We start from the raw sequence: 21981 nt of genomic DNA on the forward strand, positions 1-21981 counted from the left end.
CGTAGACATCGCTTTTTCAATATTCTCCACCCAGATTATCAATTGCACGCCAATTACTTCCAGTCGCCTGAGAAAGATTTTCAGCTTGACAGACTACTAGTTTTATTAGATACCTAAACTAAAATCGGATTTTGAGGGTGGCAGAATGTAAAATATTAACTTATTCTTTACCTGTCTTTGAAAAAATCAGGGTGTCTAGTGCCAGAAGAATTCAGTTGCCAAATTTCACCACCATTTTTGTCTGAGGGTAGCGATCGCGATCTTGGTTTAGATTCAACCCTCCAAGAACTACCAATGTATAACTTCTCGGTGGAAATCAGCCACACCGGGATGGAAGTGGCTAGTTTTTTGGACAAATACCCCTTGCTACCAGGAGTAATTTTGGTAGAACAGGGACATTTCATTGGGATGATTTCGCGGCGGCGACTACTAGAATTTTTGATTCGTCCATTCGGACAAGAGTTATTTGTTCAGCAACCATTAGCTGTTCTCTACAGCTATGTGCGGACACCGATGTTGCTAGTTACTGATACAACATCGATTTTAACAACAATGCAACTTAGCCTAAAGCGATCGCCAGAATTATTAGCAGAACCAATTGTAGTAGAAACCGAATCTGGTGCTTATAGATTGTTAGATGTCCAAGAATTGAATATTATTTCTTGGCAAATTCGGGGAATCGACAATCTGATCCGCTATGAACGCAGTCAAGCCCAAATGATTCAAAATGATAAAATGGCAAACTTGGGGCGTTTAGTAGACGGCGTAGCCCACGAAGTTTTAGACCCAGTGGGTTTTATTTGGGGTAACATAATTTATGTTTCCAACTACAGTCAAGATTTACTCAAACTAATCGCAGCTTACGAGCAAGAGTTACCATCAGTTTCTCCGGCAATTAATCAAATTAAAGAAGAGATTGAATTTGATTTTTTAGAAAAAGATTTGTCGCGATCGCTTGCTAGTATTCGCACCGGAGCAGAAAGATTAAAAAAACTCGTTACTAGCTTGCAAAATTTCTGTCATATTGATGAACTTTTTCCAAAGCCAGTAGATTTACACGCCTGTATAGATAGCATAATTTTATTAATTAATAGCCGTCTTCAAGGAGAAATCGAAATCGTCAAATACTACGGTCAATTACCCCCAGTGTATTGCTTTATGGGGCAATTAAACCAGGTTTTGATGAATATTTTAAGTGAAGTTGTGGATACTTTACTCAATGAAGCAGTGCGACAGCAGTTACATTTAGAAGAGACAAAGACTGTTCAAAAACCCCGAATTGAGATTACCACAGAAGTTATATCACAAGAAGCAAGCAACCCAGATGCACCAGATTCTCGCTGGGTTTTAATTCGCATTGCTGACAATGGCTCTGGAATGTCTGAAGAATTAAAACAGCAAATTATGGAGTCTTTTTCTCTGGAAACAAAGAATGGTAAAAATACTGGTTTAGCAGTAAGTTATCGAATTATCACTGTGAGACATGGCGGTAAATTGAATTTTCATTCACAGATTGATATAGGTACAAAATTTGAAATATTGTTACCTCTCGTATAAAAAGATATATTGAGAAAAATGACTCATATATTAACAATTTTTTCAAATAAATAATTGCTCAAATACTGATTCTGAAATCAGCATGAGATCGTGTTCAAGGTATTCTTTTATAACTTTAAGATCCTTAGATAGTATTTAAGGTTTCCCACTCATCTAAAGAAACTTCAAACTCTCTCTTAACTTCTTCCATCACTAAATTTTCTGTCTCGAAATAGCCAATTTCTGTAATTTCTCCGGCTAGGGATACATCGAAACGGTAAAAGCCAGAATCTGTTGTATATTGCACAATTCTAATTTCTTTAGGTGGATCTAAGTCTTTTTCTATCCCATCTATACATATACGTCGATATATAGCTCCGGTAGATTTATGGTTTGGATTTAAGAAAACACGATACTTAAGTACAGGAAACCTTTGCTTAAATAATTCAAGTAGTTCAAAGAATACATCACATGCTTTTGCTTCGTCTCCAACTTCTCGGAGAATAATATTTTTCCATCCTGCTGTTGATTCGTACCATTTATAATATCGAGCTACCCAGTCGTGAAACTGTGTAAAAGGAGGTGTCTCTTCTCCATAAAAGATCCCGTTTTCCCCTAGAGCAAAAGAATAGCCACCAATAAAGCCGTCTAACGCAGTTAAGGAACGCTGTCCTAAAAACATTTGTGGTCTTGGTCTCATCATTTCTAAAATCTCATAAAGATTTTTCATTTTACTGCCTATTTATAAACTACAGCAGATTACGATTTGGTGAGGTATAAAAATACCCCACCCTAACCCTCCCCTTTCTAAGGGAGGGAATTAGATTTGCTATTTCCCCCCTTGTAAAGGGGGGATTAAGAGGGGTAATTCACCGTAGCCCCTTAACAGGGGAAGGGTGTACTTCATTTACTGTAATATGCAATGTATTAATGACACAACCCCCTTAAAAAAGGAGGTTTAATTCTCTAATTTTTAAGGAGGATCAAGTCTTAAAAATCGATATGCGTTCCAGCCTCCAATTCAATTCATCTGCAATAAATTTTCGCCACGTTGATAAATTTCCCGCGCGTGATCGGTCCAAGCACCTTGTCCCCAATAACGAAAACAACTGGTTTGCAGCAACATATTATGTAAAAGAACATTACGATAATGAGATTGTCGGGTTACAGGTTCTGCTGAGTCAACTTGTTGTAATGGATCAAATTTTTGATGGAATAAACTGCTTAATTGATACATGGGAGACAACACATTTTCATATCCTTTTACCCAACTGATATGATTTGTCCACGAGGCTCCATCCAGATGAAAATTAGAGTTTGTTTGCTTTAATTCTTGAATGGCATTCTCTACAGCCTGCGGTTGAGTATTATCTGGTGAAACTCGCTCCCAAATCTGATGTTGTCCCACTGGCTGACAAGTGGGATAATCTTCAGGTTTGCATCCAGCAGCTTCGATTAATTCTAAATATTCTGTACCGCACACTCCAACAACACCTGATTTTCCTCCCCCATTATTTACCATATCCCACCAAGCTTGTTTAAAAGCGCTAGGAAATTCATTCATCATCACGCCGCCATTTTCACCATCACCAATTTGGCTAACTATTGGTGGCACAAATACACTACCAATTTGTTGTTTGGATAATGTCTTCGCTTCATAATAAGGCTGCATCTGAGCAACTAATTTAGTATCAGAACCTTGGGTTTTAATTAAAGCTGTGATGCTAATTGTTTCGCCTTGAGAATTACGAGCAATTAGACGATGTGGTAAATGTTTATGAGTCAAAGATTGACCGGTAAGAGTTTCTACAGAATGTTCTTGAACAAGTAGCCAGCGATATCCACATTCTTTCAGCGCTTTCACAAATTCAAAGAGAGCATCGGGGTGATTTGGTAGGTGCATTTCTGGGGGCGAAAATCCTTTGACTCGCGCTAGTGCTTCCCAGCCAAAAATTGCGGCAAAGTGATGTTGCCATGCAACGATATGTAATTTAATATCTGCTATGGGTGTAGAAGGAATAACTGCATGACCCCACATTGTACCCAGCCATTCTACATAAGGTTGGTAAGTGCGATCGCAAGTAATCCGTTTAAGGTTATCCAGAACATCACCGCGTCCCATTTGCCGCAGTCCCCACAGCAGATTACCAGAGTAATCCAACATCACACGCGGATTGCAACCTTGACTTACAAGTTCGGGGATCAAGTCACCCATGCGGCTGTAACAATGGGCAAAAGGATCTGCATTGTGGTTATCCCCTTCATGGGGATGTTCAAACATATATTGCAGATTGCTGATGAGCGTACCGCCATTCCCAGCAGGTATAGTTGGCTGGTGCATGTGTAAGGCGATCGCAAACACAGCATTTACGTCTTCTAAGCGCAGATTCGTTGTTGGTAAAAATACTGGTCGATCTTGGTTAACCACAGAGAGAACCTCTGTTTCCCAACCAGAAATATTCGGTAAGCCATCAATGATTTCGGGCAAAGGAGTCAGGGTTGTGGGGAAGGAAAGCATTTCTGATTGCTCCGAAACAAGGTATGTCTAATTATGCGATCGCACAGCAATTTCTGATCTGCAACTTTATCTATTGATGTAAACTGCGATCGCTGTAATTCAACAGTTTAGATATCACACTTATATAAAAAACGTTAGAAAATATACAGCAATCTTATTTATTTTGTTGCTAGAGGCGTACAGATGTACGACCTTACAGCCGATTCATTATGTTGCAAAGATTTTTGAAAATGGTATGATACAACTCAAAATTCAGAAATTCAGATTTCATCTGGGTTTCTAGATTTGAATCTGTTTTCCTTTTTTAAATAAGCTCTAAAATCCACAGAAACTATAAACATTAAATATTATTTTTTATCAAGATAAAATTTCCCATTCTATGCTTTACGCAAATTCAATTTTAGGAGGAGTCTCATGAAACTAAAACAATTTGGAATTACATTTTTGAGTGTTTGTATTGCTGCTTTTTCAGGAATAAAAGCAGCAGAGGCGGCGTCATTTTCAGTAATTGCCGATGGTCTTAATAGTCCACGAGGTCTAAGTTTTGGCCCTGACGGCAGCCTTTACATCACAGAAGCAGGAACAGGCGGAAATGGAGCTTGTGTTCCTTCACCGAGTGCCGCAGGTCAATCTTTATGTTATGGCACAACTGGTGCAGTGACAAAGATTGGAAATGGTACACAAGAGCGTATACTTACAGGACTTCCTTCTTTAGCATTACCAGATGGTACTGATACTGCTGGGCCTCATGATATAAAATTTGATGCCAGTGGCAAGCCTTATATTGCAGTTGGGTATGCTTCCGATCCCACATTTCGAGCCACATTAGGTAACACTGATTTAGGAAAAATCATCACTGCTAATTTCAATACAAATTCCTGGACTAGTGTGGCTGATTTAGCTAATTATGAACTTGCAAATAATCCCGATGGAGGCGATCTAATTAGCAATCCCTTCTCTCTTCTTATAGATGGAAATAATATTGTTGCAGTTGATACTGGTGCTAATGAATTACTCAGCGTCGGGACTGATGGAAGTAATTTAAAAGCGATCGCCACAATTCCCCGGCAGACATTAACTAATCCAATTTTTCCCTCTGGCGCATCGTCATCGCCATTTGAAATCCAAGCAGTACCTACAAATATCGCCAAAGGCCCAGATGGCGCTTATTATATTAGTCAATTAACTGGTTTTCCTTTTCCAGAAGGTGAAGCAAAAATTTATCGAGTTGGTGCTGACGATCGACCAACAGTTTATACCGATGGTTTTACCCAACTTACTGACTTAGATTTTGATAGTCAGGGTAATTTATATGCTTTGCAGTACGCGAATCAGTCACTCTGGAAAGGTAATCTAGATGGTTCTGTAATTAAGATAGCAAGGGATGGAACTCGCACAACTATTCTTAGTGGCAATGGATTAGAATCTCCTACTGCTTTAACTATTGGTGCTGATAATGCTATCTACGTGACAAACCGAGGCGATCGCCCTGGATTTGGACAAGTTATCAAAATTGAGAATTCCAAGTCTGTTCCTGAATCTACTTCTACTTTCAGCTTATTAGCATTTCTTGGCACTGTGAGCCTTACTTTGTTGCACAAGGGTAAAGCCAGAATGGCACTAAGATAACGGCAAACCCCTTATATATCAAGCTTTTGGGTGTGGGGTGTCGGGTGTTGGGTGTAGTGAGGAGAAAATTTATTTCTATCCCCACTCATATAAAATTTTCTTGATTTTTCCCTACACCCAACACCCTACCCCCAACAAGATAGCCCAGACGAGCTTTCAGCTTTTCAAGCGTGCCATTCGGTAAAGCCAAAAGACTGAAGATTTCGGACAAGTTTATTCAGGAGTGTTGAGTCAGCGATCGCCCTCGGTGTCTTCCCTTCTCTACGAGACGCTACGCGAAGGGATAAGTTTTTCAATCAGCCGTTGTTTGCTTGGTGCTGGCGGTGTTGCTATTCGTAAAATTAGCTCTAACAACCAAGGGGCGAGGCGTTGACACAATACGGCTAAATGACTTTGCCATCCGACTAAAATTTCTGCTGAATCATTCTGCATTCCGGTGACAAGTGCTTTAGCCACTTGCTGGGGAGTCATGGGGATCGCCCAGCGAAATAATTTTAAATCGCGCACCATGTCTGTGTCTGTCAGGGAAGGCAGTAATGCAATGACGCGAATATTGTGTTCGGCTAATTCTTGGCGCAAGGCTTGGGTAAATCCTAAGATGGCAAACTTGGTTGCTGAGTATGTCGCCATCGTCGGTGCTGCCACTTTCCCCATCAGGCTCGATACATTGACAATTGTCCCTTGTTTTTGGCTGGCCATACGTCGAGCAATCAAACTAGTGAGGTTGTACATTCCTAACAAGTTCACAGAAAGTTCTTCTTGAACTTGGGGCATTTTAGATTGCAAAAATGAGCTTTGGTATGCGACTCCTGCACAATTAACCAGCAGATGAATCTGTCCGTAATTGCGCCATAGTTGAGCAACAGCGATATTTACTTCTATTGTCTGCGTCAAATCTAAGGCGACGATCGCAGCTTCTGTTCCCATAGCCTCGATTTCGTTGGCTACCTCCAATAACTTGCGGCGATCGCGTGCTACCAATATCATCCGCTTGATGCCTTGTTGCGCTAATTCGATGGCGATCGCTCGTCCAATTCCACGCGAAGCCCCTGTAATTAGAGCAACTTTACCTTGAATCTCCATTAGTTTTATTCTCCAAAATTTAAGTCTTACCAAACTCTTCGTTATTGCCGATATACACAAGCAAGAGCTACTTACTTGTCAGCACAAAGTAAGACAAATAATCAATCGCAATTGAAATCAAACTGAAACTAAGCCTTTAGCAATGAGACATTTCTTGGTTAATCTGCAATCCCTCATAGTTGTCTATATGAGGCAGAAACTTCTCGTTTTGAACCCGTCAAAGCCTAACACACTTGGCTGAATGGGTATAGCTCATAGATTTTATTTCTCCTAGATCCGAGCGTTCATCAGCATTGCTGTCATACACACGTTAGCAATTAAATCAAGCTATTGCAATATTCTTTAATCAGGATTTCTTAATACTTCTTAACGACAAGTATATATATACAAAAGATTTTCTTAAATAAGTTTTTATGAATCCCTCAGTATAAATATCTCACTTTCCTGACAAATAGCCCTGTTTTAGGAAATTGTAATATCTAATTCATGGTTTAGAAACAAAAAAGACATATAGCATTTTGGCTGATGGTTGCAATAGTTAGAACTCTCAGCTAACTCATATAATTGCAACAGTATATTTACTGTTTTCTTGAAAAGAAAGGTTGATGACTCTTATTGATTGAAAACAATCAAAAATAGCTAGATCGTTGTCTAAAATTATCTGGCAAAACTTTAGAATAAATAGTAATTTGTTTGGGTTTAGCTTTGAGTTCATCCAAGTAATGCTTGAGACTTGCCTCGTCCATAGTAAACTTCAATCATTTGCGAACAATAAGATCCCCAATTTCTTAGAAAAGTCGGGGATCTAACTGTAAGTCAATATAATTCCTAATTGATGATTCCGCTGAAAATCGCACTCCGTACATTTACGTAATTAGTCATTATTACTCCACAGTTAAATCGACTTACTTGCAGCAAGGATAAATACCAATACTGCTCGGTTGAAAATATTCGTAAGTTCGGTTTGAAGTTGTGCTGAGTTTTTTCAAAAATCAAATACTAGTCCTATATATAAGCAACAGATACCTCGAAATCGTGTTGAAGTTCTCCGAAGTCGTGTTGAGGTTCTCCGAAGTCGTGTTGAGGTACTCCAAAGTCGTGTTGAGGTACTCCAAAGTCGTGTTGAGGTACTCCAAAGTCGTGTTGAGGTACTCCAAAGTCGTGTTGAGGTACTCCAAAGTCGTGTTGAGGTACTTCGAAGTCGTGTTGAGGTACTCCAAAGTCGTGTTGAGGTACTCCAAAGTCGTGTTGAGGTACTTCAAACTTTGTCGATGTTTGAAAAGTTTTCTTCTCGGTAACAAAACGTTCTAGATCCCCCTAAATCCCCCTTAAAAAAGGGGGACTTTGATTCCGGTTCCCCCCTTTTTAAGGGGGGCTAGGGGGGATCAGTTAGTGCCTAAAATCACAGCCAACCACTTTTCAAACAACCTCTAAAGTCCATCAGCTTAATTAAGGAATTAAAAAGTCTAAATGGTTTCCTGGTTGGGCACACAAATCTTCCACAGTTCCCTGGATTTGTAATTTGCCTTGATTTAATAGCACAATCCAATCAGCACGGGCAATTACTCTCGGACGGTGGCTAATCAGAATCGTAGTTTTGCCTTGGCGATGCAACAACAGCTGATTCAAAACTTGAGCTTCACTAACTGGATCGAGTCCAGCTGTTGATTCATCTAAAATCAGGACTGGTGGATCGTTGATGATGGCTCTTGCTATAGCCAATCTTTGCCGTTGTCCACCAGAAATATTTGACCCAAATTCACCTAATACAGTTTGATATTTTTCAGGTAGTTTACTAATAAAATCGTCTGCCTCTGCAATTTGGCAAGCGTTGACAATTTGCTCAAAGGTGACGTGAGGAGAACCTAACCGAAAATTATCAATAATAGAGCGACTCCAAAAATGAGCTTCTTGGGGAACAAGAACTACTTGTTGTCGCAAACAATCAAGAGCTAAGTCTTGTAGATTATAAATACCAATGCGAATATTACCAGAATTAGCTGTATATAATCCTGCAATCAGTTTAGCAAGAGAACTTTTACCACAGCCAGATGTACCAATTAAGGCAATAACTTTACCGCCAGGAATAGTTAGGGAGAAATCTTGCAGTAACTCTAATCTCCCAGGATAGTGAAAGTTGAGATTTGTGCAAATAATATTAGCATTGCTAGGAATCTTTGTAAAAGGTTTTTTAGTATCGCCTTGATTTTCCGGCGTGGAATCGATAACTTCTGTTAAGCGCTGCGTGGCAGTTTTGGCACGAGTGAATTCATCTATAAAGTTGAGCGCAGTACTAATAAATGCTAAAAAATTACCATTCATGCCGTTAAATGCCAGCAGTTGACCGATGCTGAGTTCTTTACTAATAACTAAGATGCTGCCGAAACCAATCAGACTAATACTGCCAATACTAGAAACTAAGCTAGAGAAGATACCGTTAATAATTCCAATCTGAATTGTACGAAATGTTTGATTTGCTAAACGACCAAATCGGTTCTGAAATTCTTCCCAAAACTGGGGAGCGGCGGTAGTAGTTTTGAGTGTCAGGGCGCCTTTAAAGCTTTCAACGAGAACACCTTGGTTTTCTGCATCTAAGACTAAGACACTTCTGATTTTTTGTTGAAGTGTAGGCAGAAAAACAATGGTAGACAAACTCATTACAATTGCAATAATCACACCAACTAAGGTAAGTTTCCAGCTATAGAATAACATGAAACCTAAAGAAACTACTGCAATAAATAATTGGCTTGGCAGACTAATAATGGCTTGAGAAATTAGTTGATTAATTTGTTGAATATCTTGCAATCTGCTCACAATCTCGCCACTACGACGCGATTCATAGTAAGTCAAAGGCAACCGCAGGATTGTCCTAGCAAATTCTAAAATTAATCCTAACTCAAGCCGTTGGGCAAAATGGGCAATCAGGTTAGATTGAACTAGTTGTAAACTACTTGACACAACATTCATCGCCACGACAGCAATAATCACAGCAGCAAGAAGTTGGGTGTCACCCCGAACTAGTACATCATCCGTCAGAATTTGGAGCAGGATGGGAGAAGCTAATGAAAGCAGACCAATAATTAAAGCGCAGAGAAAAGCCTCGAATAGTATGTTTCCATAAGGCAATACACGCCGCACAAAGCGCCCAAATCCGTCAATTTTATCATCGGGTTGAGCATAAAAGCGAACCGAATCTGGCTCCAGCAAGAGCATCACCTTATCTGACCAAGCCTCCGTTAACTCTTTTTTAGAGACATAACGGATGTTAGCTGCTGGGTCGGCAACTATATATTTCTTGCCTTTTTGGCCATACAAAACAACCCAGTGGTAGCCTCTCCAGTGAATGATTGCTGGCAGTGGCGCTTGGTTCATCTTGTCTAATATTTCATTTGATGCTCTGACCGAGCGCGCATTGAAACCAAGTGCTTCGGCTCCCCGCCTCAGTCCTAACAATGTTGTTCCTAATTGACCAGTGCCTACCGCTTCCCGGATGTGATTTAGTGTAAAGTTGCGCTGATAATGTTTGGCAATGGAAGCAAGACAAGCCGCTCCACAATCTTCTTCACTATGTTGTGTAACAACTTGGTATTTCATTTCGCACTCCAGTATTTATATCGTGACAAAACCAAAAAAATAGCAGGGTCTTATCCCTGCATGGTTAAACATTTAGCCCATAGTTTAGTCACACTATAGTTTTAATACTTAGACAGAATATCGTATTTTGATGCTCAGAGGGCTGTAACCAGCAACTTATGTTAGTTATTTTGAATTCACTTTGTTAAATAAAAGCTGATGCAAACTGTATTAATTTTTACTATCCTTACCTATTTTTAAGATTGATCAAAGGTTATGGATATTGTGAGCGAAAAGCCTATGTAAAGTGTTATTGATAATTACCACTAGTAATTATCAATAACACGTTGTTAACTTTTTTAAAGAAAAGTAGATGGCTAGGAATAAACGTATGTTAGGATGACTGCCATAGAGAAACAGCTAATGGCTACTAGGATTAAGTCGATTAGCAATTAAGCCGCACGCAAAATTAATTTAACCTGCGTCAACAGTGTAAATTACTTGAAACGTGAACTTTTATCCTGAGTAGAGACACCTTAATCGTGTCTTTACGTTTATTATTTCCCTTCTACTAAACTTCATACAAATTGCCTATTGCCCTAGTCGCCGATAATAATGGTGTTGCTAGCATATGCCTTTGCTCCAAAACCTATTGCTTTAGCATTAGCATATTGTTTTGCTACTACTACATTTACATTCACCTTCTTAGAGGGACCACCAAAGTAACCACCACCAGACAAATTGGCTTCTTCGTTGGTGGTTAATGCAGTAAACAATGTGCTTTCCATAGTTTTAGTTCTCACTTGATTGTTGGCATTAAACTCACGTCACATTTGAAGTAACAAACATCAAAATAGGTATTAGTTAACTTCTCTTGTGCCGTTAAATTTATTATACGGTTGCTATTAGCCTCGTCAAGCAGCTATTCTTTAAGAAATATATATTATACTTCTGCCAGAGAAATATTATTTAGTTAGTATTTATACAATTTTATAAATTAAACAAAAACCTATTTAAAAACAAATTTTTGAAAAAATAGTAACTATTATTCTATGTTTAAACTATTTTGTATAACAAATAAAAAGATTGATTGTAATTTAAAACACAATTTATAGAATTGATTATGTATTTATACTACAAAAATACAAATTACAACTATCTAGAGAAATAGAGAGTAAATAGTAAGAATCAAAAAGTAGATTTTTTTTATACAAATTCTATTTAAGTAACTAAAGAACTTAAATATGTGAATTCTGTCTTAGTTAGAAAAGTAACCACGCAAAGATACTCGTACATTGGACTATTTTATACACTAACCAACTTGATGACTATAAGATATATTCATAGGTAAAAGCTGATATTGGCTTAATTATTTATTTATCTGAAAAAGCTTTTCACATTACATAAAATTGTTTCAATAAAATGAAAAAAGAGTAAAATTAAGAGGAGGATTATAAAGGTTTGGTATTTACCCTAAAATGTGCTAGTTGATGTTTAAACTTATATATATGTGAATTTTGTCTTTACATAGTAATACATCCAGGCTAAGTCTTGGTTATTAAGCGAAAGCCAGCAAGATTTTTTTGGCGAGATTATTTGCATAACCAAAATACTTTTTAGCGCTCATGCTCATTGATCCCCAACCAGAATTTCTCCGCCCAGTTGAAAGCGACGAATATCTTCCGCCAATCAGCATCTGGACAAGGGTGGGAGGGATATTTTTAATTGGAAGTGTTGGCGCTGCCTTCGGCCTTGCAAGTTTCATTCAATACAACATAGTAGTGAGAGCAGATGGTACTGTCCGTCCCACGGGAGAAATACGGTTAGTGCAAGCAGCAGTAGAGGGAACGGTTAGAAGCATTAGGGTGAAAGAAAATCAAGTTGTGAAAAGGGGAGATGAGATTGCACTGCTCTACGACACCCAATTACAAAGTAAAAAAAGCCAAATTGCCGGCAATATCCGGCAGAATCATTTACAAAGAACGCAAATCGATGCACAACTAAGAGCGCTACAGACTCAAATCACAGCTGAGTCCAATTCGATGCGGCGGGCGGTTATCTCTGCACAAGCTGACCTGAGTCGTAATCAACGGGATTATGGAGACAAGCGAATTACCACTAAGGCAGAAGTGGAAGAAGTAGAAGCTTCTGTGGAGTTAGCAAGGGAAGAACTGAAGCGATATCAGCAGTTAGCAAATACTGGAGCGATCGCATCTCTACAGATTAAGGAAAAAGAACAAGCTTTCAAAGCAGCACTTGCCAGATTAGAACGGATCAAAGCTGGACTCAATCCCACTAGCGCAAATGTGGAGATCGCCCAAGAACGCATTGCCCAAGAACAGGCAAAGGGTGAGTCTACCCTAGCTGCATTGAACAAAGAAAGACAAGAACTTATTGGGCGTCAAGTAGAAATTCAAAATCAAATCAGCAGCGCTCAAGAAGAGCTAAAACAACTCTCAACAGAGCTGCAAAAAACTGTAATTCAGGCTTCCGAGGCAGGTACTATTCTGAAACTAGAATTACGGAATCCTGGGCAAGTTGTGCGGATTGGGGATGCGATCGCTCAAATTGCTCCTAATAAAGCACCTCTGGTCATCAAAGCCCGTGTTGCCGCTTCTGATATTAGCAAAGTACAGGTGTGTAAAGTTGTACAAGTAACAAAATGTTCAGAGGGCGAGGTACAAATGCGGCTTTCTGCCTATCCGTACCCAGATTACGGCATCCTCAAAGGTGCTGTCAGAGCCATAACCGCCGACGCTATTACATCTCAAGTGAACGGCAATCCAATTGCGCCTTACTATGAGGTGACAATTGAGGCAGAAAGACTTTATTTAAAAAAGGGCGATAAATCCTATCCCATTCAATCAGGGATGGAAGTTAGATCTGATATCATTTCCAAAAAAGAAACCGTAATGACATTTATTCTGAGAAAAGCAAGGCTGCTAACAGATTTGTAGGCTTTTTCTTGTATTCCACGCCATTGAGAACCACTTAGGATTTACGCATTAGACCTCTTGCACGAATGTAAAACTAGTACCGCAAAGTGGAAGTCAAAAGTATTATTGAATCAGCTTTTTAGGGGTTTTAAATAGTTACTCTATTTCTGCCGTGGCGTACTAGCCCTCATCCCCCAACTCCTTCTCCCAAGTGTGGGAGAAGGGGAGCCAATTTTAAAGTCCATTTCAAAGTCCCTCTCCTTTGGGCTACCGTGTATACACAAGTCCACAAGCAGCGAGTTTCCAGCCAAGAAAGATAGATTCAAATTGTCTTAAACCATGAACAAGGGTAGGCATTCTAGGAGGTCTAGCAGAAGTATAACCAGACCATCCACCAAGTCGAGCAATTATCCAACTAGCCCAAGCTAAACAACCTTGTGGATAAGGGTTTTGTAGTTTTTTGGTATCACCTTCAACAGAAGATTGAAGTCCCAATAAGCATTGCTGCTGCTTTGCACAAAAGGTAAGTGCGGCAGAAATTTGAATATTGTCGCGTCCCTCAACCATTTGTAAGGTTCGGACGGCTACAGACAAAGCTAGGATTGTAAGGCGTTGAATGGCGATCGCAGACTCTAACTGAGTAGCTTCTATATTCAATCCAGCTTTTTTGAGAGTAGCAAAAAGTTGTTCAATCTTCCATCGCCATCCATACCAATACCTGCCGTTGTGCTACCTGAAAGAGGCAATCATCCAAAAGGCTGCGTACTAGTTCTGATAGTGTTACGTTTTCATTCTCCAAAAAGCGACCCGTCGTAGACATCGCCTATTTTGGTTTTCGCCAAGTATTTCGCTTTTAGCACCACCATCTTACATCCCTCTTGCCTCACTTCTCTACGAGAGGCTGCGCCAACGACTACGCTCAGTGACCACCTGCCTCCTGCCCGGTTGTTGAGCGTAGTCGAAACACTGCCTCCATGTTAAGAATTAATTAACAAATATTGTCTTGAGCAAAAAACAGTCATTATAAAATACTGGGAAAATTTCCAGATTTACTGGTGTCTAAGCTACTGTTGGTGACTTGACGATGAAGGCAATTATCTTAGCTGCTGGTGTTGGACGACGCTTAGGTAAAGACGGGGAAATCCAACCCAAATGCTTACTGAAATTTAACGGCAAATCTCTACTAGAGCGCCATTTTAACAATCTCCGTCATTACCAAATTGATGAAGTAGTGATTGCTGTGGGTTATCAAGCACAAAGAATTCAGGATGAAATCAAAGCATTAGGAGCCGAAAGTTGGGTCAGTACAATTTATAATCCTGACTACACCAAAGGCAGTGTAATCAGCCTTTGGACTGTACGTCAGCATTTAGTTGCTGGCGATGACATATTATTAATGGATGCAGATGTATTGTGCGATCGCCGCATCATCGAACGATTGGTAAAGACAAATATCCCCAACAGCTTTTTATTAGATCGGGATTTTGAACCGGGAGATGAACCCGTGAAGCTTTGTGTTAGAGATAATTATCTAGTGGAGTTTCGTAAACAAGTAGCTCCTGGTTTAGCTTATGATTTTGCCGGTGAATCGGTGGGATTCTTTCGTTTTGAAAGTGCTATTGCTCAACGTCTTGCTACTCGCACAGAACAGTATGTTGCAGACGGACTGGATAATGAACCTTATGAAGAAGTAATTCGGGATCTGCTATTAGAAACTCCAGACACATTTGGCTACGAAGACATCACTGGATTCCCTTGGCTCGAAATCGATTTTCCCCAAGATATTCAACGCGCCCAAAACGAGATTTTACCTCAGATAGAAGTAGCAGAAAATGTCTGAAAATATCTTTATTTATAGTAGTTTTGATTTGGATACATTACAGTTTGACCTCTCTCCTAAAAGGAGAGAGGCTTTGAATGTTACCCCCCAACGCTAGTAGGGAAGGGGCTGGGGGTTAGGTCTGTATTCCATGTAATTGAGAACAGCAATATTATATAGGTTGAAAAAAGCAGAATAAATGCATCAAATATTTGCACCCAATGATACCGCTGCAAAATTAAATAAATGTGCCCAATTGCGGGTATTACTAGAATCGCCTCAACTCGACTTCATCATGGAAGCTCACAATGGGATTAGCGCCCGGATTGTGGAAGAGGCTGGATTTAAAGGAATTTGGGCGAGTGGATTAGCCCTTTCGGCTCAATATGGCGTTCGAGATAATAATGAAGCCAGTTGGACTCAAGTTGTGGAAATGCTGGAGTTCATGTCTGATGTCACCAGCATCCCGATTTTGTTAGATGGGGATACTGGTTATGGCAACTTTAATAATATGCGTCGCCTGGTGAAAAAGTTAGAACAGCGAGGTATCGCTGGAGTCTGTATTGAAGATAAGCTTTTTCCCAAAACCAATAGTTTCATCAACGGTAGTCGCCAACCTTTGGCTGAAATTGATGAATTCTGCGGCAAAATTAAGGCGGGTAAGGATAGTCAGACAGATCCAGATTTTTGCATTGTCGCCCGACTCGAAGCTTTAATTGCCGGCTGGGATCTTTCGGAAGCGTTGCGCCGAGCTGAAGCTTACCACGCCGCCGGAGCAAACGCCATCCTAATTCACAGTAAATCATCGCGCCCCGATCAAGTGCTAGCCTTTGCTAAAGAATGGGCGGGTCGTTCCCCGTTAGTGTTTATACCGACTAAATATTACAGCACGCCTACTGATGTTTTTCGCAAAGCTGAAGTTAATTTGGTCATTTGGGCAAACCATCTGATTCGAGCTGCTGTTGCTAGTATGCAAGCGATCGCGCGTGAAGTGAAAGCCAGCGAAACTTTAATCAACATTGAAGATGATATCGCTCCCGTAAAAGAAATCTTCCGGCTACAAGGGGCGGATGAACTTATAGAAGCTGAAAAACGCTACTTTAACAACGGACGACAAAATACCCAAGCGATCGTTTTGGCTGCTAGCAGAGGCCAAGAATTAGCCGGATTGACGCAAGATAAGCCAAAAGTAATGTTAGCCCTTGGAGGTAAACCTTTACTCAGGTTACTGGTAGACAAATTCAAGAAACTTGCTATCAATGATATTACCGTTGTCGCCGGTTACAAAGCAGAAACCATCAATGTTCCGGGGACTAAAGTCATCCGCAACCCAGATTATGAAACAACGGGAGAATTAGCATCCTTAGCCGTAGCTCAAGCCAGCTTTGGCGAAGAAATGCTGGTGCTTTACGGCGATTTACTATTTAGAAGCTACATCCTGCGAGATTTATTAGAATGTCCTGGAGAAATTGTGGCTGTAGTTGATTCTGTAGCCAACAATAAGTCTGTTAGCGGTTCACCTGATTACGCCTATTGCTCAATTCCAGACGATCTTTCTCTGTTTGGACAGGATGTCAACCTGTTGGATATTTCTAAAACCACACAAACGCAATTAGGAAAGTCTAGTGGCCGCTGGATTGGGATGCTGCGTTTGCGGAGTCAAGGTAGACAATGGGTTAGTGAAGCACTCAATGAATTGCAAAAACGACCGGAATTTAACAGTCTGGGTTTGCCAGAATTATGCAATTATTTAATCGAGCAAGGCAAACCGATCAAGGTACTTTATATTCGCGGTAACTGGTTAGATGTTAATTCTTTAGACGATCTTGACCTTGCTTTTCAATTAAAACAATAGAAAGTGGGGGGTGAGCAGGTGGAAATTTTGAACTCTGAAGTTCATCAACGAAGCTCTGAGAGGATGTTTGACAATTCCTATTGTTGGTAGCAAAAGGTTCTAGATCCCCCTAAATCCCCCTTAAAAAGGGGGACTTTAATTCCGGTTCCCCTTTAAAAAAGGGGACTTTGATTCCGGTTCCCTTTTAAAAAAGGGGACTTTGATTCCGGTTCCCCCCTTTTTAAGGGGGGTTAGGGGGGATCAACAAGTGCCTAAAATCACAGCTAACTACTTTTCAAACAACCTCTGAGGTTCATCAACGAAGCTTTGAGGTTCATCAACGAAGCTCTGAGGTTCATCGACGAAGCTCTGAGGTTCATCGACGAAGCTTTGAGGTTCATCAACGAAGCTCTGAGGTTCATCGACGAAGCTTTGAGGTTCATCGACGAAGCTCTGAGGTTCATCAACGAAGCTTTGAGGTTCATCGACGAAGCTCTGAGGTTCATCAACGAAGCTTTGAGGTTCACCAACGAAGCTTTGAGGTTCATCAACGAAGCTTTGAGGTTAAAGTTTTGAGTTCTGAAGCTCAAGTTTGGCTTTCTAAAGTCGAAGTAATAATCTTTCCTCCCTACTCCCAACTTCCCACTCCCCATCTCAATCGTCTAAATCTCTGAAAATTGCTGTAAATTTTTAATTATGATCCAGGCAGAAGAATTTGTAGAAGCTGCGCGTAATCTTGGCTTTGGGTGGTACACTGGCGTACCCTGTTCTTTTCTCACGCCTTTTATTAACTACGTCATCAATGACGTTCAACTTAGATACATCTCCGCAGCCAATGAGGGAGATGCTGTAGCGATCGCAGCTGGAGCCGCAATTGCTGGTAAACCAGGAGTGGTGATGATGCAAAACTCTGGTTTGGGAAATGCAGTTAACCCGCTAACCTCCCTCACTTATATTTTTCGGATTCCACTGCTGCTGATTTGTACCCTGCGAGGCGATCGCCTATTACAAGATGAACCGCAACATCAATTAATGGGGCAAATCACAGATAAATTGCTGCAAACAATGACTATACCTTGGGAATTTTTTCCCACAGATGCAGCACAAATAGAACCCGTTCTACAAAGAGCCACAGCCTATATGCAACAAGAACGCTGTCCTTATGCTTTAATCATGCGTAAAGGAGCGATCGCCCCCCATACGCTCACCCGTTCTTCTATCCCCGAACGAGAAAATAGTAATAGCGCTCATATTCAGCAAAGCTTTTTTCGCGATCGCAAAGAACAACGGATTTCTCGCAGCGAAGCATTAGCTCGGATTGTGGAACTTACCGTTCCAGAAAACACTGTAGTAATTGCCACCACCGGATACACAGGACGCGAACTCTTTGCTAGTAAAGACAGCGCCAATCATCTTTATATGGTCGGATCGATGGGCTGCGCTTCCTCAATGGGATTGGGATTATCCTTAGCACGTCCAGACCTCAAGGTAGTAGTAATTGATGGCGATGGGGCAGCATTAATGCGAATGGGTAATTTTGCTACCATCGGCACTTATGGCGGTGCTAACTTGACCCATATTCTTTTAGATAATGAAGTCCACGATTCCACAGGCGCACAAGCCACCGTTTCTGCGGGTATCTCCTTTGCCAAAATTGCCGAAGCCTGCGGTTATGGCGTGACATTAGCCGGAGACGATCCCGCCCTTTTAGATGCCTTATTTACCGCAGATGCTAACACTAGACCTAAATTCGCTCATTTAAAAATCCGTCCCGGAACTTTAGAAAAGCTACCCAGACCCAACCTCACCCCGGAAGAAGTTTTACAACGCTTCATGAAACACATTGGTAATTCGTAATTCGTAATACTTCGGCTACGCTCAGTACAAGTTCGTAATTAATCAATTCAAAGTACAAACTCTTAATTTATTAATGACAAATGACCAATGACAAATGACAAAATGATTTTACTAAATCCCGGCCCCGTTAATTTAAGCGATCGCGTCAGAAATGCCCTGTTACGCCCTGATTTGTGTCATCGTGAGGTGGAATTTTCCCAACTTCAAAGCAGAATCCGCGAACAGCTACTTCAAGTTTATGGTCTTGGAAGCGATGGCTGGGCAGCAGTTCTCCTCACGGGTTCTGGTACGGCTGCGATGGAAGCGATGATAAGTAGTTTAGTACCCACAGACGGGAAATTGCTGGTAATTGAAAACGGTGTATATGGCGAACGACTATCCAAAATCGCCAAAATTCACGGCATTGATTACATCACACTTTCCCATCCTTGGGATGCCGAAATAGATATCAACGCTTTAATCAAACTACTGGATGAAAACGCCGATATCACCCATCTTGCGATCGTCCATCACGAAACTACTACCGGCCGCTTAAATAATTTGGCGGAACTTGCGCCAATTTGTCAAGAACGCCGCATCAAACTATTAGTAGATGCAGTCAGCAGCTTTGGTGCTGAGGAATTAAATTTTGCAGATTGGGGAATCACCGCTTGCGCTGCGACAGCGAATAAATGTCTGCATGGTGTTCCCGGAACGTCTTTTGTTATCCTGCAACGGGATGCACTGCCGTCAGTAGACACCATTCCCCGCACCTTATATTTAGATTTAGCAACCTATTGCCAGCAACAAGACCGAGGTGGCACACCTTTTACGCAATCAGTACAGACATTTTATGCCTTAACAGAAGCTTTGGAAGAAATGGCAGAAGCAGGAGGTTGGCGTGCTAGACACAGCCATTACAACCAACTTGCCACCTTAGTCAGAGACGGGTTAGCCTCAATCGGAATTAAACCCCTACTTCCTCTTGGCAGTTCATCCGTTGTCTTGAATGCCTACCACTTACCAAACGGTTTCAGCTATGAAGAATTTCACGACCAACTGAAAGCACGAGATTATATCATTTATTCTGGACAGGGAAATTTAGCTCAATCAATCTTTCGAGTCTCAACAATGGGAGCCATTATCCAAGGCGACATGGAACGTTTTGTTGGCGTTGTTAAACAAATGATTTCAAAAAGACAGTAATTAGACTTGTTTGAAATATTAACCATCTTCTCGAAATACCGTCACAACTAATAACTTAAAGCGGTACAACGGGGATACGGAGGTATGCAATTTTAATGATTATTAGCTTAACGATACAAAAGCATTACACCTAGCTTTTGTTAGAATATAGGAAAATTTTCTTTGTTATATTCATATTTTGAGATTATACAGTATTTTTCCGTATAATCACCCTTTGCAGAAGGATTATGTAGAATTTTCCCTATATCTCTTGGTGTTATTTATAGATGGCGATCGCCATATCAACAAACCTGGGAAATCTTTGAATCGTTAAACCGCGCTGAGACTTTAACGAAGAGGGAGATATTGCACTTGTCCTTCCCATTCGCCCTTAAAACTTCCCTCCGCGATCAACAATATGTCTTCAATTGCCAATCCCACTGAGACGCTGCGACTAATCTCAAATACCCCTGGCATTTCTAACCCTGCCTGTACACGCTCGTAAGCATATCGAGTTATTGTTTCTACATCATGAGTTAATAGAACCCGGCCCTGTTGCGCCGCCCATTCCAGAATGACTCGATCATCAGTTTTGGACAAACCTACATCCTGAACTCTAACAATATCAATCTCAGATTTTCGTCGAAGAATACCCCGAACAATTTGGTTGTTAAAGTTCTCGTCTGCTAAAAGGCGCAGCATTTCAACTCTGCCCTTGGTGGGTAAGTCTTGCCATGAGGCGATCGCGTATTCCAATTGGATTGAAACGACGCTCATTTTCTTGACGAATTTGGATGCCACGCTCTTGTCGAATTTTTAGATAAGCATCAACTTCAGTTTTCCGTCGAAGGTAGTAGCCTATCACCGAGTACACATCTGCAAGCTGAAGAGATGGATATTGCTCGACAATCTCTTCTGCTGTAACACCCTCCAAGAAGGCGGTAACTACAGTATCAAGAGTTACGCGAGTATTACTAACACGCACAACACCATCAGAATCAGGTGATAAAGGTATGGGATCAGTTGCTACGGTAAGAGACATTTTAGGTTACGGGAGACTTAGCTTTACCCACTAATTTAGCGCTTTTTCATCACTCCCATGAGAGAGAGAATCGCCAACTTCATCAACAAGCCTGGTAAATCGCACAACAATAATTGAACCTCCCTGCTCAATAACTGCTTGCCTCAACAGATAAATTCTTAACCGAGCAGTATTGAGGTATGTCATAGCCCCTTATCCCTTGCGGGGAGGCAGGGTGGTTTCATACGAAAAAAGAAAAATACATAAGTCTTGATTCTTCATGTATAACCATAGATTTTGATCCCTCTCCAAACCTCTGCCCGAAGCGGAGAGAGGCTTTGAAACCCAGTTTTAGTTTTTCTTCTCGTTGTATGAAACCACCCTGCTTATCGTTTGCCGGGAGGGGGTTAGGGGTGGGGTTTTTGTACCTCACTCAACTGAGAACTGCTATAAAAATTATTTTAACTGGGCATCAAAGCATCAAATCTCCCTATTACTGCCATATCTTCTTCATCTAACTCCGCCGGAATCCCACTACGAATCAATTCCGAAAAATTTTCATTGGGAACCATAACAGTCAACGTGTACAAGCGAGTAGAACCAGTATTTTTAATCAAATGAGTACCAGTGGGAGGCACCAATAAACTATCTCCAGCTTTTATCGTGGTACTTTTGCCGTCACACATGGCGATCGCTTCCCCTTTGAGAACGAAAAACATTTCCACCGCCCACTGATGGCGATTTGGCGGTGTTTGTCCACCAACATCAAAAATTTCTATGCAGCAAGTCAAAGAAGTATTAGCATTTGTCGAATCAAAGATAATTGCTAACCGATTAGAGTCATTAGGACTGATGCGATATACTTGGTAATCTTTGGGAGATTTGATCACCGGAATTACACAACTAGTAGCGTACATTTTTTTATCCCCTCTGAAGTTATCGATGGGTATGAAAGTTCCTAAAATCCAAGTCTTGAATATTAAGTTGTTAGTTGTACCTCTAAATCACAAA

Annotated in this window: 19 protein-coding genes; 7 read left to right on the forward strand and 12 right to left on the reverse strand. The window is 40.7% G+C overall.

Annotated elements, in window-relative coordinates:
- Positions 1–198: 198 nt before the first annotated feature.
- Entirely contained in the window at positions 199–1557 is a 1359-nt protein-coding gene (locus tag AC1F2U_RS12660) for a sensor histidine kinase (RefSeq protein WP_480261423.1), read from the forward strand.
- Between the two features lie 124 nt (positions 1558–1681).
- Here AC1F2U_RS12660 and AC1F2U_RS12665 read toward each other — a convergent pair whose 3' ends face one another.
- Together AC1F2U_RS12665 and AC1F2U_RS12670 are read right to left on the reverse strand one after the other, a co-directional pair.
- The gene (locus tag AC1F2U_RS12665; RefSeq protein ID WP_480261424.1) at positions 1682–2239 is read right to left on the reverse strand and encodes a hypothetical protein; all 558 of its coding nucleotides are present in this window, start codon (positions 2237–2239) and stop codon (positions 1682–1684) included.
- Between the two features lie 318 nt (positions 2240–2557).
- Positions 2558–4054 carry a glycosyl hydrolase family 57 gene (locus tag AC1F2U_RS12670; protein ID WP_480261425.1) on the reverse strand — a complete coding sequence of 499 codons (1497 nt, stop codon included), beginning with the start codon at positions 4052–4054 and terminating at the stop codon, positions 2558–2560.
- Positions 4055–4468: 414 nt separating this feature from the next.
- On the opposite strand from AC1F2U_RS12670, the gene AC1F2U_RS12675 reads away from it, so the two are divergent.
- Positions 4469–5683, forward strand: coding sequence for a ScyD/ScyE family protein (locus tag AC1F2U_RS12675; protein WP_480261426.1), 1215 nt, complete (start codon positions 4469–4471; stop codon positions 5681–5683).
- A gap of 261 nt (positions 5684–5944) precedes the next feature.
- Here the strand turns inward: AC1F2U_RS12675 and AC1F2U_RS12680 are convergent, their stop codons facing one another.
- The 3 genes from AC1F2U_RS12680 to AC1F2U_RS12690 all read right to left on the reverse strand — a co-directional run bounded on the left by AC1F2U_RS12680 (position 5945) and on the right by AC1F2U_RS12690 (position 11127).
- Positions 5945–6766 (reverse strand): SDR family NAD(P)-dependent oxidoreductase, encoded by an 822-nt coding sequence (locus AC1F2U_RS12680; protein ID WP_480261427.1) that lies wholly within the window; start codon positions 6764–6766, stop codon positions 5945–5947.
- A 1449-nt stretch (positions 6767–8215) separates the two neighbouring features.
- Entirely contained in the window at positions 8216–10360 is a 2145-nt protein-coding gene (locus tag AC1F2U_RS12685; protein ID WP_480261428.1) for a peptidase domain-containing ABC transporter, read from the reverse strand.
- A gap of 578 nt (positions 10361–10938) precedes the next feature.
- Positions 10939–11127: a hypothetical protein gene (locus tag AC1F2U_RS12690; RefSeq protein WP_480261429.1), complete on the reverse strand. Its 189-nt coding sequence runs from the start codon at positions 11125–11127 to the stop codon at positions 10939–10941.
- An 837-nt stretch (positions 11128–11964) separates the two neighbouring features.
- Between AC1F2U_RS12690 and AC1F2U_RS12695 the strand changes: the two genes are divergently transcribed.
- Positions 11965–13296: a beta-barrel domain-containing protein gene (locus AC1F2U_RS12695; RefSeq protein WP_480261430.1), complete on the forward strand. Its 1332-nt coding sequence runs from the start codon at positions 11965–11967 to the stop codon at positions 13294–13296.
- 246 nt (positions 13297–13542) lie between these two features.
- Here AC1F2U_RS12695 and AC1F2U_RS12700 read toward each other — a convergent pair whose 3' ends face one another.
- A complete protein-coding gene (locus AC1F2U_RS12700) occupies positions 13543–13932 on the reverse strand; it encodes a hypothetical protein (RefSeq protein ID WP_480261431.1) in 390 nt (129 codons plus the stop codon).
- Positions 13933–13963: 31 nt separating this feature from the next.
- Positions 13964–14095, reverse strand: a complete 132-nt coding sequence (locus tag AC1F2U_RS12705; RefSeq protein ID WP_480261432.1) for a hypothetical protein — start codon at positions 14093–14095, stop codon at positions 13964–13966.
- Between the two features lie 264 nt (positions 14096–14359).
- On the opposite strand from AC1F2U_RS12705, the gene AC1F2U_RS12710 reads away from it, so the two are divergent.
- Positions 14360–15115, forward strand: coding sequence for a phosphocholine cytidylyltransferase family protein (locus AC1F2U_RS12710; protein WP_480261433.1), 756 nt, complete (start codon positions 14360–14362; stop codon positions 15113–15115).
- Positions 15116–15293: 178 nt separating this feature from the next.
- Positions 15294–16949: a phosphoenolpyruvate mutase gene (gene aepX / locus AC1F2U_RS12715; RefSeq protein ID WP_480261434.1), complete on the forward strand. Its 1656-nt coding sequence runs from the start codon at positions 15294–15296 to the stop codon at positions 16947–16949.
- A 263-nt stretch (positions 16950–17212) separates the two neighbouring features.
- Here aepX and AC1F2U_RS12720 read toward each other — a convergent pair whose 3' ends face one another.
- Positions 17213–17518, reverse strand: a complete 306-nt coding sequence (locus tag AC1F2U_RS12720; RefSeq protein ID WP_480261435.1) for a hypothetical protein — start codon at positions 17516–17518, stop codon at positions 17213–17215.
- 106 nt (positions 17519–17624) lie between these two features.
- Here AC1F2U_RS12720 and aepY point away from each other — a divergent pair, with 106 nt between their 5' ends.
- Both aepY and AC1F2U_RS12730 read left to right on the forward strand, forming a co-directional pair.
- Positions 17625–18785 (forward strand): phosphonopyruvate decarboxylase, encoded by a 1161-nt coding sequence (gene aepY, locus AC1F2U_RS12725; protein WP_480261436.1) that lies wholly within the window; start codon positions 17625–17627, stop codon positions 18783–18785.
- Positions 18786–18872: 87 nt separating this feature from the next.
- Entirely contained in the window at positions 18873–19970 is a 1098-nt protein-coding gene (locus AC1F2U_RS12730; protein ID WP_480261437.1) for a 2-aminoethylphosphonate aminotransferase, read from the forward strand.
- Between the two features lie 327 nt (positions 19971–20297).
- On the opposite strand, the gene AC1F2U_RS12735 is transcribed toward AC1F2U_RS12730, so the two are convergent.
- From AC1F2U_RS12735 to AC1F2U_RS12750, 4 genes are all read right to left on the reverse strand, one after another.
- Positions 20298–20726, reverse strand: a complete 429-nt coding sequence (locus AC1F2U_RS12735) for a DUF5615 family PIN-like protein (protein ID WP_480261438.1) — start codon at positions 20724–20726, stop codon at positions 20298–20300.
- Positions 20653–20991 (reverse strand): DUF433 domain-containing protein, encoded by a 339-nt coding sequence (locus AC1F2U_RS12740; protein ID WP_480261439.1) that lies wholly within the window; start codon positions 20989–20991, stop codon positions 20653–20655. The genes AC1F2U_RS12735 and AC1F2U_RS12740 overlap by 74 nt, the downstream gene beginning before the upstream one ends.
- A gap of 30 nt (positions 20992–21021) precedes the next feature.
- Entirely contained in the window at positions 21022–21177 is a 156-nt protein-coding gene (locus tag AC1F2U_RS12745) for a hypothetical protein (RefSeq protein ID WP_480261440.1), read from the reverse strand.
- A gap of 254 nt (positions 21178–21431) precedes the next feature.
- Entirely contained in the window at positions 21432–21887 is a 456-nt protein-coding gene (locus AC1F2U_RS12750; RefSeq protein ID WP_480261441.1) for a cupin domain-containing protein, read from the reverse strand.
- Positions 21888–21981: the final 94 nt, after the last annotated feature.

Source organism: Nostoc sp. LEGE 12454 (assembly GCF_056620565.1).